Below are 14,364 nucleotides of genomic sequence, written 5' to 3'. Positions count from 1 at the left end.
AACATGGTGCGCGCCGCAAACGACAAGCACAGCCTCAAGGTCAGACGCAAAAAGGCAAACCTCAATCAGCACTACCTCGAAACCCTCCTCAGGCAGACCCAGAATTAACCTGAAGCGATTCCCCTGGCGGCGATTTCTGGACGCCAGCATACCCAGGGCGCGGTCCTCGCCACGCCCTGCTTTTGCAGTCTGGCCATTGAAGAGAAGTGCGGGAAGCGGGGCGCGGGGCCGAGCCTCTCAATTAAAGTACGTGGCGCGGTGACCCGCGCCCCGCCGGCGTTCTTGCCCGTCCGCTAGCGCTGCATTTCCGCAGGTGTCGCGGCTGGGGCCCGGGTCTCCAGCTCTCGCCAGCCGCGCTACCGATTGCGCGACCGACCCGGCGCCGACGCTCCCTCCTGATACCCGGTGCGCACCAGATTCCCGCAAGGGAGCGGCTTTCACGGACAAGTATAGGCCAAGCGAGAAGGAGGGGATAAAACGCCCGCGAAAAGCGGATTCCGTCAGCCGCGACTTCGCGGCGGGCGAGAGGTAAGTGCCGGGGACAGTTTACTTTTTTCCGCCCGCGCGAACCTTGAAGCGCCACTGCTTTTCTGCGGAAAGAAAGTAAACTGTCCCCTGTTTTCCGGTCGTCTCCATCGTCGGCGAGCCGAAATGAAGGCGCGGGGCTTCTGCTCCGCCGGAGCAGAACGGATGATGATCCGAATGCGATCCATGGCAGATGTCCGGCGCGCCTTTGCAGATATCGGCGACCGGCCGCGCCATCCCTGCGCGAGCCCTATCACCTCTTCCGCGCCGCCTTGCAAACTTCATGCATATGTGAAAAAGATATTCATGGAGAAAAGTTCGGGAGGACATGATGCCGAGCCACGCACCGGAAGGCGGGCGCCGATGACGACGTTTGCCCCCACCGTCGGCGTTTCGTCGACCAAGCCGACCGACATGCCCGCCGAGCACGCCGAGCTGCCGGTGTGGAATGCCGAAAACTGGTTCTACGAGGACTGGCCGGTCGGCCAGAAGATCCGCTCGTTGCGCCGGACCATCGCCGAGGGCGACAGCCATTTGTTCAACACGCTGGTGGTCGACATCCACCCCTATGTGCAGGACCAGATGTTCGCCGAGCGCGAGGGCGTGTTCGGCCGGCGGCTGGTCGCCGGCGCCTTCGTCTTCTCAGCCGGGCTCGGCCTGGTCGCCACCAACTGCGTAAACGCCTTCTCCTACGGCTATGACCGGCTGCGCTTCATCAAGCCGGTGTTCATCGGCGACACCATCTACACGATCCGCACCAACCTCGACAAAAGGCCGCGCTACAAGGATCTCGGCCTGATCCGCGCCAGCTACGAGGTGTTCAAGGGCGAGGGCGAGCTGGTGCTCTACTGCGAGCACCTGCAGACGGTGAAATACAAAAACCCGGCGGATTTCGCCGGCAAGACCGAGAAGTGACATGAACGAAGAAACCGGACTGCCGCTTGCCGGCCTCGTCGTCGTCGACATGAGCCAGTTCCTGTCGGGGCCCTACTGCTCGCTGCGGCTGATGGATCTCGGCGCCCGCGTCATCAAGATCGAGCGGCCCGACGGCGGCGACCTGTCGCGACGGCTCTATCTCAGCGACACCGAGATCGGCGGCGACTCCACCATCTTCCACGCCATCAACCGCGCCAAGGAGAGCTTTGCCGTCGATCTCAAGGACGAAGGCGACCTCGCCGCGCTGCGAGGATTGCTGGCGAAGGCTGACGTGCTCATCCAGAATTTCCGGCCGGGCGTGATCGAGCGCCTCGGCCTCGACTACGAACGGGTGAAGGCGATCAACCCGCGCCTGGTCTACGCCTCGATCAGCGGCTATGGCGAGGAGGGGCCGTGGGTGAAGCGGCCGGGCCAGGACCTGCTCGCGCAGTCGCGCTCCGGCATCATGTGGCTGAACGGCGACGAGGACCAGGGCCCGGTGCCCTTCGGCCTGGCGATCGCCGACATGCTGGCGGGCGCCGCCTGCGCCCAGGGCATTCTCGCCGCCCTGGTGCGGCGCGGCATTACCGGCAAGGGCGCGCATGTCGAGACCAGCCTCTTGGAGGCGCTGATCGACTTCCAGTTCGAGGTGCTGACCACGCATCTCAACGACGGCCGGCGGCCGCCGCGCCGCGCCTCCTTCCGCAGCGCCCACGCCTATCTGTCGGCACCTTACGGCGTCTACCCGGCCAGCGACGGCTACCTGGCGATCGCCATGACGCCGATCCCGAAACTCGCCGCCCTGCTCGGGCTCGAGGCCGAGCTTGCCGCCTATAGCGGCGAGCCGGCGACCTGGTTCACGGCGCGCGACGACATCAAGGCGATCATCGCCCAGCGCATCGCCACAAAATCCATCGACGACTGGCTGGCGGTGCTGGAACCGGCCGACATCTGGTGCGCCAAGGTGCTGACCTGGCCGGAGCTGATGGAGAGCGACGGCTTCAAGGTGCTGGATATGCTGCAGACGGTGACGCGCGAGGACGACGTCTCCATCCTGACGACGCGCTCGCCGCTGCGCGTCGACGGCGTGCGCGCCAGGGTGGACCGTGCCGCTCCGCTGATCGGCGAGCACAGTGCCAAGATTCGCGAGGAGTTCGGGTTGTGAGTGTCGAAGCGCCCCCTCCACCACGCTTCGCGTGGTCCCCCTCCCCCGTAAACGGGGGAGGATCCAGGGCGTGCCGGCGGCTCCGCTGCGGCTCCTCCCCTGCGAAGCGGGGGAGGGGGACCACGCGAAGCGTGGTGGAGGGGGCGGCTAGCAATGAATCCTTCTCAAGGCGCGCGTCATGACCATCCTCAAAGGCATGACCTGGAGCCATCCGCGCGGCTACGACCCGATGGTCGCCTGCTCGGCGCTGTGGAAGGACAGGACCGGCTTCGCCGTCGAATGGGACAAGCGCTCGCTGCAGGACTTCGAATCCTTCCCGGTCGAGGAGCTGGCGCGGGCCTACGACCTGATCGTCATCGACCATCCGCATGTCGGCCAGATCACCGCGGAAGGCTGTCTGGCGCCGCTCGACGTGGCGGGGCGCGAGGCCGAGCGCGACGCACTTGCGCAAGGCAGCGTCGGCCGGTCCTATCCCAGCTATATGTGGCAGGGCCGGCAATGGGCTTTTCCGATTGACGCAGCGGCGCAGGTGCAGGCCTGGCGCCCCGATGCGCTGGCCGCGGCGCCGGCCTCATGGGCGGAAGCGCTCGATCTCGCCCGGCAAGGCAGGGTGCTCCTGCCGCTCCGGCCGCCGCACACCTTGATGTGCTTCTTCACGCTGGCCGCCAATCTCGGCAGGCCGTGTGCGGCGACGGGGCCGGGCGACCTGATCGGCAGCGACGGCGGCGAACGGGTGTTCGAGCTGTTGCGCGAGATGGCGGCGCTGGTCGACCCGGCCTGCTTCGACATGGACCCGATCGTGGTGTCCGAACAGATGGCGGAGCCGGGCTCGAAAATAATCTGCGCGCCGCTGATCTACGGCTATGTCAGCTATGCCATGGATGGTTTCCGGCCGAACCGCCTGGCCTTCGCCGACATTCCCGTCGCCGGCGGCGAGGGCCCGGTCGGCTCGGCGCTAGGCGGCACCGGCATCGCCGTCTCGTCCTTTTCCACGGCAAGGGACGCGGCTATCGACTTCGCCTATTGGGTGGCGAGCGGGGAAGTGCAGCGCGGGCTCTATGCCGCATCCGGCGGCCAGCCGGGCCACGCCGCGGGCTGGGAGGACGAGGCGGTCAACGCCGCCACCGGCGGCTTCTACAAAGACACCCGCGCCACGCTGGAGGGCGCCTGGGTGCGCCCCCGCCACGACGGCTACATGGGTTTCCAGCAGGCCGCCTCCGACCGCATCAATGCAAGGCTGAAGGATAGGCATGCCGCCGGCGCGGTCGTGGATGACCTCAACCGGCTGTTCCGGGAGAGTTTTGCCAAGGGGTAGGGCCGCTTGAACGAAGCGGAACGCAACGGCGCAAGGCAATTGCGCCGAGGCAACGGCGTCAGCAGAACAAAAGTGACCTATCCAGGTCCGCTACTCGGCGGCGAGAGTGGAACTCTTGATGCCGAGCCGCTTCAATACGTCCAGCAGCGTGTTGACGTCGGGATTCTGGTCGTCGGCAAGCGCCGCATAGAGCGCTTCGCGCGGCACGCCGGCCTCTTCAGCGATGCTGGTCATGCCACGCGCGCGAGCGACAACACCGACCGCGTGGGCAATGTAGACCGCATCGCCGGTTCCCATCGCATCGGCAAGCAATTCGCGCTGCGATTGGTCGTCGCCGAGGTAGCGCGAACTGTCGAACGGATAGGTCTTGAGCGGCATTCATTTCTCCTTGGCGAGCTGAAGCGCGCGTCGGATATCACGGTGTTGCGTGGACTTGTCTCCACCGCAAAGCAGGATGATGAGTCTACTCCCGTGTCGGATGAAGTAAAGGCGGTAGCCCGGCCCGTGATCGATGCGCATCTCGCCAATGCCGTCGAAATATTTGACGTCGCCCAGCAGGCCGGCTCGCGCCCTGTCTATTCGTTGCAGAATACGCTGTCTGGCGCGAATGTCGGCGAGATCGCCCAGCCAGGCCATGAACTCGGCTGTCTGGACGATCTCGAACATCGGGAAAACCGCCTTCCTACGTTGAAACCTGCCGCTACAGCCGCCAGATCCTCCGCGCATTGCCCGAAAGCAGCTTCGCCTTCTCTTCCACGCTGGCGCCGGCGACCAGCGCGTGCGTCGCGGCCAGCCAGGTGGACAGGCCGCCGCCCAGCGTGCAGACCGGCCAATCGCTGCCCCACACCACGCGGTCCCAGCCGAACACGCCGATCGTGTGCTCGACATAGGGGCGCAGCGTCTCGACCGTCCAGCTTTCGGCATCGGCATAGGCGACGACGCCGGAGATCTTTCCGACCACGTTCGGGCGCCTGGCGATCTCGGTCATGTGCTCGCGCCAGGGATGCTCGGCGCCGTCCTTGATGTCGGGGACGCCGCAATGGTCGAGCACGAACTGCACGTCGGGCGCCAGGTCGATTAGCGCGATCGCCTTGGGTATCTGGTGCGGCAGCACGCAGAGATCGAAGGTCAGTCCGGTCCCCTTCAGCCTCCCGATGTTTTCCCGGAACAGCGCGCCCTCGGAAAGGTCGTCCGGGACGACGTGCAGCACGCGGCGAAAGCCCTTGACGAACAGCGTCTCGCGCGCCCGCTCCAGATATTCGGCGAAGCCCGGGTCTTCCGGTCTGCAGGCGGCGATGGCGCCGCGCAAAAGGCTACCGGGCTTGCGCGCTTTGCGCGCCACATAGGCCGTCTCCGCCTCGATGTCGGCCGGGTCGACGTCGACCTCCATGTGCAGCGTGTCGGAGATGCCGCCGCGCCGCGCCTCGCGGGCGTAGTCCTCGTAGGAGAAGTCGCGGTCGAGCGCCGGCGTGCTCTTCAGCCAGGGATAGCTCAGGGCCCCGCGGTCGACGATGTGCAGATGCGTGTCGATGATCATGTGGTTCCTCCCGGCGGATCGTTGACGGGTGCGCGGCGTCAGCCCGTGTGCTTCACGTCCGAGCCGGCGAGCTGCGACAGCTTCTCCGCCGTCGCCAGCACCAGCTCGATCGTCTGCGTGATATCGGGCGCCGACGGCTGGTTGACCAGCGTGATGTAGGGGATCGTCAGCGCCGCGATCGCCCGCTCGTCCGGCCCCAGCACCGGCGCCGACAGGTTGTAGACGCCGGCCGTCTGCAGGCTCGCCATCATCTCGTAGCCGCGGTCGCGGATCTGGTCGAGGCGGTCGTAGAACGCCTGCGGCTGCGCCGGCTTCTCGGTGCTGCGCAAATGCTCGGCGATCATCATCTGCCGCTCCTCCGGCGAGCGGAAGGCGAGCAGCACGTGGCCTGATCCGGTGTCGAACAGGCTGATATGCGAGCCGACGCGGATCGAGATGCCCCAGTAGCCGGGCGCCTCTTGCTGGGCGATGACGACGGCCGAGCCGCGGTCGAACACGACGAGCTGGTTGGCCTGCCGCGACGTCTCGGCCAGCTCGCGCATCAGCGGCGTGGCGTAGGAGACCAGCCGCCGCACCGGCGCGTGCAGCTGCGCCAGCCCGAACAGCTTCAGGGTCAGAGAATAGCGGTCGCCGTCCGGCTTGGTGACGTAGCCGCGCCTCACCAGCCGGTCGAGCATGCGGTAGAATTCGTTGGGGCTGCGGCCGAGCCGCTTGGCGATCTCCGCCTGGGTGAGCCCGCCGTCGACGCCGGCGAGCAGTTCGAGGATGTCCAGCCCCTTGTCCAGCGCCGGCGCGCGGTAGCGGTCCGAATCGTCTTCTTCCACGGCGGCTCTCCCTCCCCGGTGAATACTGGCCTGCATATGCGCAGAACGCAATCCGGCGGCCGACTTTGCGCTTGACCGATCCATGAAAATAATCTTTGTATATGAATGAAGCATTCGTCAACGGGTGCTTGTTGGTTTCGCGGGCTGGAGGCCCGCCTTCGGGAGGATTGGATGAAAAGACTGCTTTCCGGCGTATCCGCCGGTGTCATCGCATTGGCGTTCGGCGGCGTCGCCTTCGCTCAGGAGCTTCCGGGCAAGTTCGAGGGCGTCACCATCGACGCCAAGCTCATCGGCGGCCAGCAATACGAGGCGCTCTACGCGCGCATCGCCGAGTGGGAGAAGGCGACCGGCGCCAAGGTCAACGTCGTCTCCAAGAAGAACCATTTCGAGCTCGACAAGGAGATCAAGTCCGACATCGCCACCGGGTCGCTCTCCTGGTGCGTCGGCTCCAACCACTCGTCCTTCGCGCCGCAATATCCGGACATCTACGCCGATCTGTCGGCGCTGCTGCCGAAGGCCGAGATCGACGCCTTCGTGCCGGCCAACATCGCCGCCTCGACGCTGGGCGGCAAGCTGGTGATGCTGCCGCGCGCCCAGTTCGACGTGTCGGCGCTCTATTACCAGAAGAGCCTCTACGCCGACGAGGCGAAGAAGGCCGCCTACAAGGAGAAGACCGGCGCCGAGCTGACGCCGCCCGACACCTGGGAGGAGGTGGCCCGGCAGGCCGAGTTCTTCGCCGCGCCGCCGGATTTCTACGGCACCCAGTTCGCCGGCAAGGAAGAGGCGATCAACGGCCGCTTCTACGAAATGCTGGTGGCCGAGGGCGGCGAATATCTCGACGCCGACGGCAAGCCCGCCTTCAATTCCGAGGCCGGCGTGCGCGCGCTCGACTGGTTCGTCAACCTCTACAAGGCCAAGGCGGTGCCCGCCGGCACCACCAACTATCTGTGGGACGACCTCGGCCAGGGCTTTGCCTCCGGCACCGTCGCGATCAACCTCGACTGGCCGGGCTGGGCCGGCTTCTTCAACGACCCGAAGTCGTCCAAGGTCGCGGGCAATGTCGGCGTGAAGGTGCAGCCCAAGGGCTCGTCCGGCAAGCGCACCGGCTGGTCCGGCCATCACGGCTTCTCGGTGACCGAGAGCTGCGCCAGCAAGGAGGCGGCCGCGTCGCTCGTCTGGTGGCTCACCAACGAGGACAGCCAGAAGCTGGAGGCCGCCGCCGGCCCGCTGCCGACCCGCACCGCCGTGTGGGAGTGGGACATCGCCCAGGCGTCCGGCGACGCCTACAAGACCGAGGTGCTGAAGGCCTTCCAGGAAGCCGCGCAGAATGCCTTCCCGGTTCCGCAGACCGCCTCCTGGATCGAGATCTCCAATGCCGTCTATCCCGAGCTGCAGGCCGCCATCCTCGGCGACAAGACGTCGAAGGAAGCGCTCGACGCCGCTGCCGAAAAGGCGACCGCGATCCTGGAGGACGCGGGCGAGCTGTAAAGGAAATGGGGTGGGGCGGCTTCGCCGCCCCAAGTGGTGGAGGGTACCCCCACCCCTAGCCCCTCCCCTCAAGGGGGAGGGGACTGACTGGCATCTGCGCTTGGCGCCATCGTCGACGGTTTTACGTGGCATGGCGGCCGCAAAGTCCCCCTCCCCCTTGTGGGGAGGGGCTAGGGGTGGGGGTACGGGACGCCGGACTCCGTGCCGTGTGCCATAGGCGATAACCCCGATGGCCAAGGGGAGAGATGTCCGACAGGACAGTGAGGGGCGGTGCGGCGGCAACAGATCGCTGGGTCCCAAGGAAAGAGAAACCCGAAGCCAATGAAGTTCCCGCGGCCTTCCGCCCCGACCCTGCTCCTGCTGCCGGCCTTCATCGTGCTGGCGGCGGTGGTGGTCGTGCCGCTGCTTCTGTCGCTGTGGTCGAGCTTCACACCGTTCCGTCTGACGAAGCCTGACTCGATCTGGATCTTCGTCGGTCTGCGCAACTATGCCAACCTGCTGTCCGACTGGGAGTTCTGGGTTGCCTTCGGGCGCACCGTGCTGCTGCTCACCGTCGCACTCAACCTGGAGATGTTGCTCGGCCTCGGCTTGGCGGTGCTGGTGGAAAAGGCCTCGCGCGGCCAGCGCGTCCTGCGCACCATCATGATGTTTCCCATGATGTTCTCGCCGATCCTGGTCGGCTTCCAGTTCAAGTTCATGTTCAACGACAATATCGGCCTGGTGAACAACGCCCTGCAGGCGCTGGGGCTGACCGACCGCGCCATCCCCTGGCTGATCGACGGCAATCTCGCCTTCATCGCCATCCTCGTCGCCGAGGTCTGGCTGTCGACCGCCGTCTTCGCCATCTTCATCCTCGCCGGGCTGATGGCGATGCCGCGGGAGCCGATGGAAGCGGCGCGCGTCGACGGCTGCACGCCCTGGCAGACGTTTCGCTACGTCACCTGGCCGTTCGTCATGCCCTTCGCCTTCATCGCCATGACCATCCGCTCGCTCGACATCGCGCGCGCCTACGACATCGTCAAGATCATGACCGACGGCGGCCCGGCCAAGCGCACGGAGCTGTTGTGGACGCTGATCGCGCGCACCGGCTATGCCGATTCGCGCATGGGCATGGCCAACGCCATGTCCTATTTCGCCATCATCCTGTCGATCGTCTTCACCTTCTATTTCTTCCGCAAGCTGGCGGCCGCCCGCCAGCAGATCGGCGCGGAGTGGTGAGATGAACGAGAACGCCGCCCACCGCCTGAAGCGCCGCGCGCTTTCCATCGGCCACTCGGTCGGCCTGTTCCTGGCCATGGCGGTCATCTGCCTGCCGGGCCTGTGGATCGTGCTGTCGTCGCTAAGGCCGACCGTCGAGATCCTGGCGAAGCCGCCGGTGTGGATCCCGCAGGAGATCTCCTTCGACGCCTATGTCGCCATGTTCTCCGGCGTCGGCCAGGGCGGCATCCCGGTCCTCGACTATTTCCGCAACTCGATCGTCATCTCAGTCACCTCGACGGTGATCGCGCTCGCCATCGGCATGGCCGGCGGCTATGCCTTCGCCCGCTACCGCTTCAAGGGCAAGTCCGGCATATTCCTCGGCTTCATGCTGACCCGCACCGTGCCCGGCATCGCCCTGTCGCTGCCGCTGTTCTTCGTCTTCGCCCGGCTCGGCATCATCGACACGCATTTCGGCTTGATCCTCGCCTATGTGGCGCTCAACGTGCCCTTCACCATCTGGCTGATCGACGGCTTCTTCCGCCAGGTGCCGAAGGATTTGGCGGAAGCCGCACAGATCGACGGCTGCACGCGCTGGCAGGCGTTCTGGCAGGTCGAGTTCCCGCTGGCGCGCCCCGGCATCGCCTCGGCCGGCATCTTCGCCTTCCTCACATCCTGGAACGAGTTCGCGCTCGCCTCCCAGCTCACCCGCTCGACGGCGTCGAAGACGCTGCCGGTCGGTCTGCTCGACTACACGGCCGAGTTCACCATAGACTGGCGCGGCATGTGCGCGCTCGCGGTCGTCATGATCGTGCCGGCGCTGACGCTCACCTTCATCGTGCAGAAACACCTCGTCTCCGGCCTGACCTCGGGCGCGGTGAAGGGGTGAGCATGAGCGAGCACGTCAAATCACCCCCACCCCTTACCCCTCCCCTCAAGGGGGAGGGGGATTCTGAGGCGTCGATGCCCCCCTCCCCCTTGTGGGGAGGGGTAAGGGGTGGGGGTGGGTTCACGCTGCTCCGGCCGAACTCGGAACAATAGGGCTCGATCATGGCCACTGTCACCCTGCGAAAACTCGAAAAACGCTACGGCGCCACCCCGGTCGTGCACGGCATCGACCTGGAGGTCGCCGACCGCGAGTTCATCGCGCTGGTCGGCCCGTCCGGCTGCGGCAAGTCGACGACGCTTCGGATGATCGCCGGGCTGGAGGATATTTCCGGCGGCGAGATCAGGATCGGCGGGCGCACCGTCAACGACCTGCCGCCGCGCTCGCGCAACATCTCCATGGTGTTCCAGTCCTATGCGCTCTATCCGCACATGACGGTGCGCGAGAACATGGGGTTCTCGCTGAAGATCGCCGGGCGCTCGCAGGCCGAGATCGACAAGGCGGTCGCCGAGGCGGCTTCCATGCTGAGCCTCGAGCAGTTGCTGGAGCGCCGGCCGTCGCAGCTTTCGGGCGGCCAGCGCCAGCGCGTCGCCATGGGTCGCGCCATCGTGCGGCGGCCGGAGGTCTTCCTCTTCGACGAGCCGCTGTCGAACCTCGACGCAAAGCTGCGCAGCCAGGTGCGCACCGAGATCAAGAAGCTGCACGCCCGCATGCAGACAACCATGGTCTACGTCACCCACGACCAGGTCGAGGCGATGACGCTGTCGGACCGCATCGTCATCATGCGCGACGGCCATATCGAGCAGGTCGGCACGCCGGAAGAAGTGTTCCGCCGGCCGGCCACGCGCTTCGTCGCCGGCTTCATCGGCTCGCCGCCGATGAACCTTCAGGAAGCGCTCGTTTATGACGGTGCGCTCGCCTTCTCCGGTGGCGCGACGCTGCCGATCCCGCCGGAGTTCCGGAATCAAGTGACGGCCGGCCAGAAAGTGGTCTTCGGCCTGCGCCCGGACGACATCTTCCCGGCCGGCCACGGCCTGCATTCCGGCGATGCGGCGGCGGTGCACACCGTCGAGCTGCCGATCGCGATCACCGAGCCGCTCGGCAACGAGACGCTCGTCTTCGCCGACTTCGACGGCAGGGAATGGGTGTCGCGCATGCTGAACCCGAAGCCGCTGAAACCCGGCGAAAAAATCGCCATGAGCCTTGATCTCGGCCGGGCGCATCTGTTCGATGCCGATACCGGCAGGACGCTGCGGAAATAGGGAGGAGGAGCGGATGGCGAGGATCGAGAAGGTCGAACTGCGCATGGTGGACCTAAAGCCCAAGGTCAAGCGCACCGACGCCATCCAGAGCTTCGTTTCCCAGGAGACGCCGATCGTCACCATCACCGATTCCGACGGGGCGACCGGCACCGGTTATTCCTACACCATCGGCACCGGCGGCTCGTCGGTGATGCGGCTGCTCGCCGACCATCTCGCCCCGCGCATCATCGGCCGCGACGCCGACCAGATCGAGGCGATCTGGCACGAGCTGGAATTCGCCACCCACGCCACGACCATCGGCGCCCTCACGGCGATCGCGCTGGCGGCGATCGACACCGCGCTTTGGGACCTGCGCGCCAAAAAGCTCGGCCTGCCGCTGTGGAAGCTGGCCGGCGGCGCACGCGACCGCGTGCCGCTCTACACCACCGAAGGCGGCTGGCTGCATATCGAGCCGCAGGCGCTGGTCGACGACGCCGTGCAGGCCAAGGAAAAAGGGTTCCGCGGCTCCAAGGTGAAGATCGGCAAGCCGCACGGCGCCGAGGACTTCGCCCGGCTGTCGGCGGTGCGCAAGGCGGTCGGCGACAGCTACGAGATCATGACCGACTGCAACCAGGGTTTTGCCGTGGACGAGGCGATCCGCCGCGCCGAGCGACTGCGCGAGCTCGACCTCGCCTGGATCGAGGAGCCGCTGCCGGCCGACGACCTCGATGGCCATGTGCGGCTAAACCGCTCGACCGCGACTCCGATCGCCGTCGGCGAGTCGCTCTATTCGATCCGGCACTTCCGCGAGTACATGCAGAAGGGCGGCTGCTCGATCGTGCAGGTCGATGTCGGCCGCATCGGCGGCATCACGCCGTGGCTCAAGGTCGCGCACGCGGCGGAAGCCTTCGACATGCCGGTGTGCCCGCATTTCCTGATGGAGCTGCATGTCAGCCTGGTCTGCGCGGTGCAGAACGGCAAATATGTGGAGTACATTCCGCAGATCGATGATCTTACGGGCAGGCACATGCAGATCGTCGACGGCCAGGCGATCGCCCCCTCCGAGCCCGGCATCGGCATCGACTGGGACTGGGACGCGGTCAGGGGCATGAGCATCGCCGAGTTCACCAGAGAGATCACGGCAGGGGAGGCCTGACGATGCAGCGCATGGGTTTGGTTCTCGGCATCAAGCCGGAGCACATAGCCGAATACAAACGGCTGCACGCGGACGTATGGCCCTCGGTGCTGGCCAAGATCGCCGATTGCAACATCCGCAACTACTCGATTTTCCTGCGCGAGCCCGAGAACCTGATGTTCGCCTATTTCGAGTACCACGGCAGCGATTTCGCCGCCGATTCCGCCAGGATGGCCGCCGATCCCGAGACCCAGCGCTGGTGGGCAGTCAACATGCCGCTCCAGGCCCCGCTCGACACCCGCAAGGAGGGCGAGTGGTGGGCAGGGATGGAAGAGGTGTTTCATGTGGATTGAGCGCCGCCTCTCCCTCCCCCTTGAGGGGAGGGTGGCCGCGAAGCGGCCGGGTGGGGTCGCCGCGGCAGTGCGCGGCGCCCCTTCCTGCACCGCCGAATCAGAAGGTCGGCGCGCGGCCGCACCAACCCCCTCTGGCCGCTACGCGGCCATCTCCCCCTCAAGGGGGGAGAGGAGGTCGGCGTCCGGGCGCTCGGACCCCACCCGGCCCTTCGGGCCACCCTCCCCTCAAGGGGGAGGGAATGCGCGATGACCTTCTCCCCATCCTCCCTCGCCCAATCCTGGCCTCTTCCCGCGAGCCCGCGCCCGATCGTCACCTTCGGCGCCGGTTCGATCGTCGGCGACGCGCATTTCCCGGCCTACTGCAAGGCTGGCTTTCCGATCGCCGGTATCTACGACCCCGACATCGCCAAGGCCGAGACGCTGGCCGCCGAATGGGGTGTCAAGGCCTACCGCAACCCGGAAGAGGCGGCGTCGGTCGAAGGCGCCATCTTCGACCTTGCCACGCCGCCGCAGTTCCACGCCGCGGTGCTGAAGGCGCTCCCCGACGGCGCGCCGGCGCTGATCCAGAAGCCGATGGGCGCCGACCTCGCCGGCGCGACCGAAATCCTGAAAATTTGCCGGCAAAAGAAGCTCGTTGCCGCCGTCAATTTCCAGCTCCGCTTTGCGCCGATGATGCTGGCGCTGAAGGATGCGATCGCAAAGGGCTGGCTGGGCGAGGTGGTCGATTTCGACGCCTGGCTGGCGCTCGACACGCCGTGGCAGCTCTGGGAATTTCTCTTGAAGGCGCCGCGGGTCGAGCTGGCGCTGCATTCGATCCACTATCTCGACCTGATCCGGCAGCTGCTCGGCGATCCGAAGGGCGTGCACGCCAAGACGCTCGGGCACCCGAATCACGCGATCGCCCAGACCCGCACCAGCGCCATCCTCGACTATGGCGATACGGTGCGCTGCGCGCTGTCGATCAACCACGACCACAAGTTCGGCCGAAAGTACCAGGCCTGCGAGTTCCGCGTCTGCGGGACCGAAGGAGCCGCCTATCTGAAGCTCGGCGTCAATCTCGACTATCCCCGCGGCGAGCCGGACATTCTCGAGATCTATCCCAAGGGCGGCGACGGCTGGGTGTCGGTGCCGCTGCAGGGCGCGTGGTTCCCGGACGCCTTCGTCGGCCGCATGGCCAATCTGCAGCGTTTCGTGGCCGGCGAGGATGCCGAACTGGTGAGCTCGGTCGAGGACGCCTGGAACACCATGGCGCTGATCGAGGCCGCCTACCAATCCAGCGCCGCGCCCGCCACGCCGCTTGCCACAAGGCCCTGACATGGAACAGACCACCTATTTCGAGGAGTACGAGATCGGCTTCTCGCGCACGACCTTCGGGCGCACCATCACCGAGACCGACTTCGTCGTGCATGCCGGCCATACCGGCGACTTCTTCCCGCACCACATGGACGCCGAGTTCATGAAGGCGACGCCGTTCGGCCAGCGCATCGCCCACGGCACCATGGTGTTTTCGATCGGCGTCGGGCTGACGGCGAGCGTCGTCAACCCGGTCGCCTTCTCCTACGGCTACGACCGGCTGCGCTTCATCCGTCCGGTGTTCATCGGCGACACGATCAAGACCCGCGCCACCATCTCGGCCAAGGAGGACGATCCCCGGCGTCCGGACGCCGGCCGGGTCATCGAGCGCGTCGAGGTGCTGAACCAGCGCGACGAGGTGGTGCTGGCGGCCGATCACATCTATGTCGTCGAGCGGCGGCCGGTCGGCGCTAGCAAGGATTGAAAGGGA

At 66.3% G+C, this 14,364-nt stretch carries 16 protein-coding genes; 11 read left to right on the top strand and 5 right to left on the bottom strand.

Features of this window, described 5'->3' with window-relative positions; genetic code table 11:
- Positions 1-546: 546 nt before the first annotated feature.
- A complete protein-coding gene (locus C7I84_RS19475) occupies positions 547-762 on the bottom strand; it encodes a hypothetical protein (protein WP_106773882.1) in 216 nt (71 codons plus the stop codon).
- A 126-nt stretch (positions 763-888) separates the two neighbouring features.
- On the opposite strand from C7I84_RS19475, the gene C7I84_RS19470 reads away from it, so the two are divergent.
- The 3 genes from C7I84_RS19470 (at position 889) to C7I84_RS19460 (ending at position 3,920) form a co-directional block, all read left to right on the top strand.
- Complete coding sequence (locus C7I84_RS19470) at positions 889-1,440, top strand: MaoC family dehydratase (protein WP_106773881.1); 552 nt, start codon at positions 889-891, stop codon at positions 1,438-1,440.
- A 1-nt stretch (position 1,441) separates the two neighbouring features.
- On the top strand, positions 1,442-2,605 hold the full coding sequence (locus tag C7I84_RS19465; RefSeq protein ID WP_106773880.1) for a CaiB/BaiF CoA transferase family protein: 1,164 nt from the start codon (positions 1,442-1,444) through the stop codon (positions 2,603-2,605).
- Positions 2,606-2,783: 178 nt separating this feature from the next.
- Positions 2,784-3,920, top strand: coding sequence for an extracellular solute-binding protein (locus C7I84_RS19460; RefSeq protein ID WP_106773879.1), 1,137 nt, complete (start codon positions 2,784-2,786; stop codon positions 3,918-3,920).
- 90 nt (positions 3,921-4,010) lie between these two features.
- On the opposite strand, the gene C7I84_RS19455 is transcribed toward C7I84_RS19460, so the two are convergent.
- From C7I84_RS19455 to C7I84_RS19440, 4 genes are read right to left on the bottom strand one after another with little or no spacing between them, the layout of a single operon-like run.
- A complete protein-coding gene (locus tag C7I84_RS19455; protein ID WP_106773878.1) occupies positions 4,011-4,298 on the bottom strand; it encodes an addiction module antidote protein in 288 nt (95 codons plus the stop codon).
- The gene (locus C7I84_RS19450) at positions 4,299-4,586 is read right to left on the bottom strand and encodes a type II toxin-antitoxin system RelE/ParE family toxin (RefSeq protein ID WP_106773877.1); all 288 of its coding nucleotides are present in this window, start codon (positions 4,584-4,586) and stop codon (positions 4,299-4,301) included.
- A gap of 34 nt (positions 4,587-4,620) precedes the next feature.
- Positions 4,621-5,457: an amidohydrolase family protein gene (locus C7I84_RS19445; protein WP_106773876.1), complete on the bottom strand. Its 837-nt coding sequence runs from the start codon at positions 5,455-5,457 to the stop codon at positions 4,621-4,623.
- Positions 5,458-5,495: 38 nt separating this feature from the next.
- Positions 5,496-6,281, bottom strand: coding sequence for an IclR family transcriptional regulator (locus tag C7I84_RS19440; RefSeq protein WP_106773875.1), 786 nt, complete (start codon positions 6,279-6,281; stop codon positions 5,496-5,498).
- Between the two features lie 171 nt (positions 6,282-6,452).
- Between C7I84_RS19440 and C7I84_RS19435 the strand changes: the two genes are divergently transcribed.
- The 8 genes from C7I84_RS19435 to C7I84_RS19400 all read left to right on the top strand — a co-directional run bounded on the left by C7I84_RS19435 (position 6,453) and on the right by C7I84_RS19400 (position 14,358).
- The gene (locus C7I84_RS19435) at positions 6,453-7,769 is read left to right on the top strand and encodes an ABC transporter substrate-binding protein (protein ID WP_106773874.1); all 1,317 of its coding nucleotides are present in this window, start codon (positions 6,453-6,455) and stop codon (positions 7,767-7,769) included.
- Positions 7,770-8,090: 321 nt separating this feature from the next.
- Positions 8,091-8,987 carry a carbohydrate ABC transporter permease gene (locus tag C7I84_RS19430; RefSeq protein ID WP_106773873.1) on the top strand — a complete coding sequence of 299 codons (897 nt, stop codon included), beginning with the start codon at positions 8,091-8,093 and terminating at the stop codon, positions 8,985-8,987.
- 1 nt (position 8,988) lies between these two features.
- Positions 8,989-9,855, top strand: a complete 867-nt coding sequence (locus tag C7I84_RS19425) for a carbohydrate ABC transporter permease (RefSeq protein ID WP_106773872.1) — start codon at positions 8,989-8,991, stop codon at positions 9,853-9,855.
- A gap of 161 nt (positions 9,856-10,016) precedes the next feature.
- Positions 10,017-11,114, top strand: coding sequence for an ABC transporter ATP-binding protein (locus C7I84_RS19420; protein WP_106773871.1), 1,098 nt, complete (start codon positions 10,017-10,019; stop codon positions 11,112-11,114).
- Between the two features lie 13 nt (positions 11,115-11,127).
- Positions 11,128-12,249, top strand: a complete 1,122-nt coding sequence (locus C7I84_RS19415; protein ID WP_106773870.1) for a mandelate racemase/muconate lactonizing enzyme family protein — start codon at positions 11,128-11,130, stop codon at positions 12,247-12,249.
- Between the two features lie 2 nt (positions 12,250-12,251).
- Positions 12,252-12,581: an L-rhamnose mutarotase gene (locus C7I84_RS19410; protein ID WP_106773869.1), complete on the top strand. Its 330-nt coding sequence runs from the start codon at positions 12,252-12,254 to the stop codon at positions 12,579-12,581.
- Between the two features lie 246 nt (positions 12,582-12,827).
- On the top strand, positions 12,828-13,895 hold the full coding sequence (locus C7I84_RS19405) for a Gfo/Idh/MocA family protein (protein WP_106773868.1): 1,068 nt from the start codon (positions 12,828-12,830) through the stop codon (positions 13,893-13,895).
- Position 13,896: 1 nt separating this feature from the next.
- A complete protein-coding gene (locus C7I84_RS19400) occupies positions 13,897-14,358 on the top strand; it encodes a MaoC/PaaZ C-terminal domain-containing protein (protein ID WP_106773867.1) in 462 nt (153 codons plus the stop codon).
- Positions 14,359-14,364 lie beyond the last annotated feature (6 nt).

The sequence above is a fragment of the Kumtagia ephedrae genome (genome assembly GCF_003012745.1).
GTDB lineage: Bacteria > Pseudomonadota > Alphaproteobacteria > Rhizobiales > Rhizobiaceae > Kumtagia > Kumtagia ephedrae.
This window is presented reverse-complemented; position numbering and strand designations above follow the sequence as displayed.

Bases quoted from the DNA above. Each gene is read 5' to 3' on its own strand.
- C7I84_RS19430 (WP_106773873.1), top strand. From the start codon at position 8,091: ATGAAGTTCCCGCGGCCTTCCGCCCCGACCCTGCTCCTGCTGCCGGCC.
- C7I84_RS19405 (WP_106773868.1), top strand. From the start codon at position 12,828: ATGACCTTCTCCCCATCCTCCCTCGCCCAATCCTGGCCTCTTCCCGCG.
- C7I84_RS19455 (WP_106773878.1), bottom strand. From the start codon at position 4,298: ATGCCGCTCAAGACCTATCCGTTCGACAGTTCGCGCTACCTCGGCGAC.
- C7I84_RS19445 (WP_106773876.1), bottom strand. From the start codon at position 5,457: ATGATCATCGACACGCATCTGCACATCGTCGACCGCGGGGCCCTGAGC.
- C7I84_RS19410 (WP_106773869.1), top strand. From the start codon at position 12,252: ATGCAGCGCATGGGTTTGGTTCTCGGCATCAAGCCGGAGCACATAGCC.
- C7I84_RS19425 (WP_106773872.1), top strand. From the start codon at position 8,989: ATGAACGAGAACGCCGCCCACCGCCTGAAGCGCCGCGCGCTTTCCATC.
- C7I84_RS19420 (WP_106773871.1), top strand. From the start codon at position 10,017: ATGGCCACTGTCACCCTGCGAAAACTCGAAAAACGCTACGGCGCCACC.
- C7I84_RS19435 (WP_106773874.1), top strand. From the start codon at position 6,453: ATGAAAAGACTGCTTTCCGGCGTATCCGCCGGTGTCATCGCATTGGCG.
- C7I84_RS19415 (WP_106773870.1), top strand. From the start codon at position 11,128: ATGGCGAGGATCGAGAAGGTCGAACTGCGCATGGTGGACCTAAAGCCC.
- C7I84_RS19460 (WP_106773879.1), top strand. From the start codon at position 2,784: ATGACCATCCTCAAAGGCATGACCTGGAGCCATCCGCGCGGCTACGAC.
- C7I84_RS19450 (WP_106773877.1), bottom strand. From the start codon at position 4,586: ATGTTCGAGATCGTCCAGACAGCCGAGTTCATGGCCTGGCTGGGCGAT.
- C7I84_RS19475 (WP_106773882.1), bottom strand. From the start codon at position 762: ATGGCGCGGCCGGTCGCCGATATCTGCAAAGGCGCGCCGGACATCTGC.
- C7I84_RS19470 (WP_106773881.1), top strand. From the start codon at position 889: ATGACGACGTTTGCCCCCACCGTCGGCGTTTCGTCGACCAAGCCGACC.
- C7I84_RS19465 (WP_106773880.1), top strand. From the start codon at position 1,442: ATGAACGAAGAAACCGGACTGCCGCTTGCCGGCCTCGTCGTCGTCGAC.
- C7I84_RS19400 (WP_106773867.1), top strand. From the start codon at position 13,897: ATGGAACAGACCACCTATTTCGAGGAGTACGAGATCGGCTTCTCGCGC.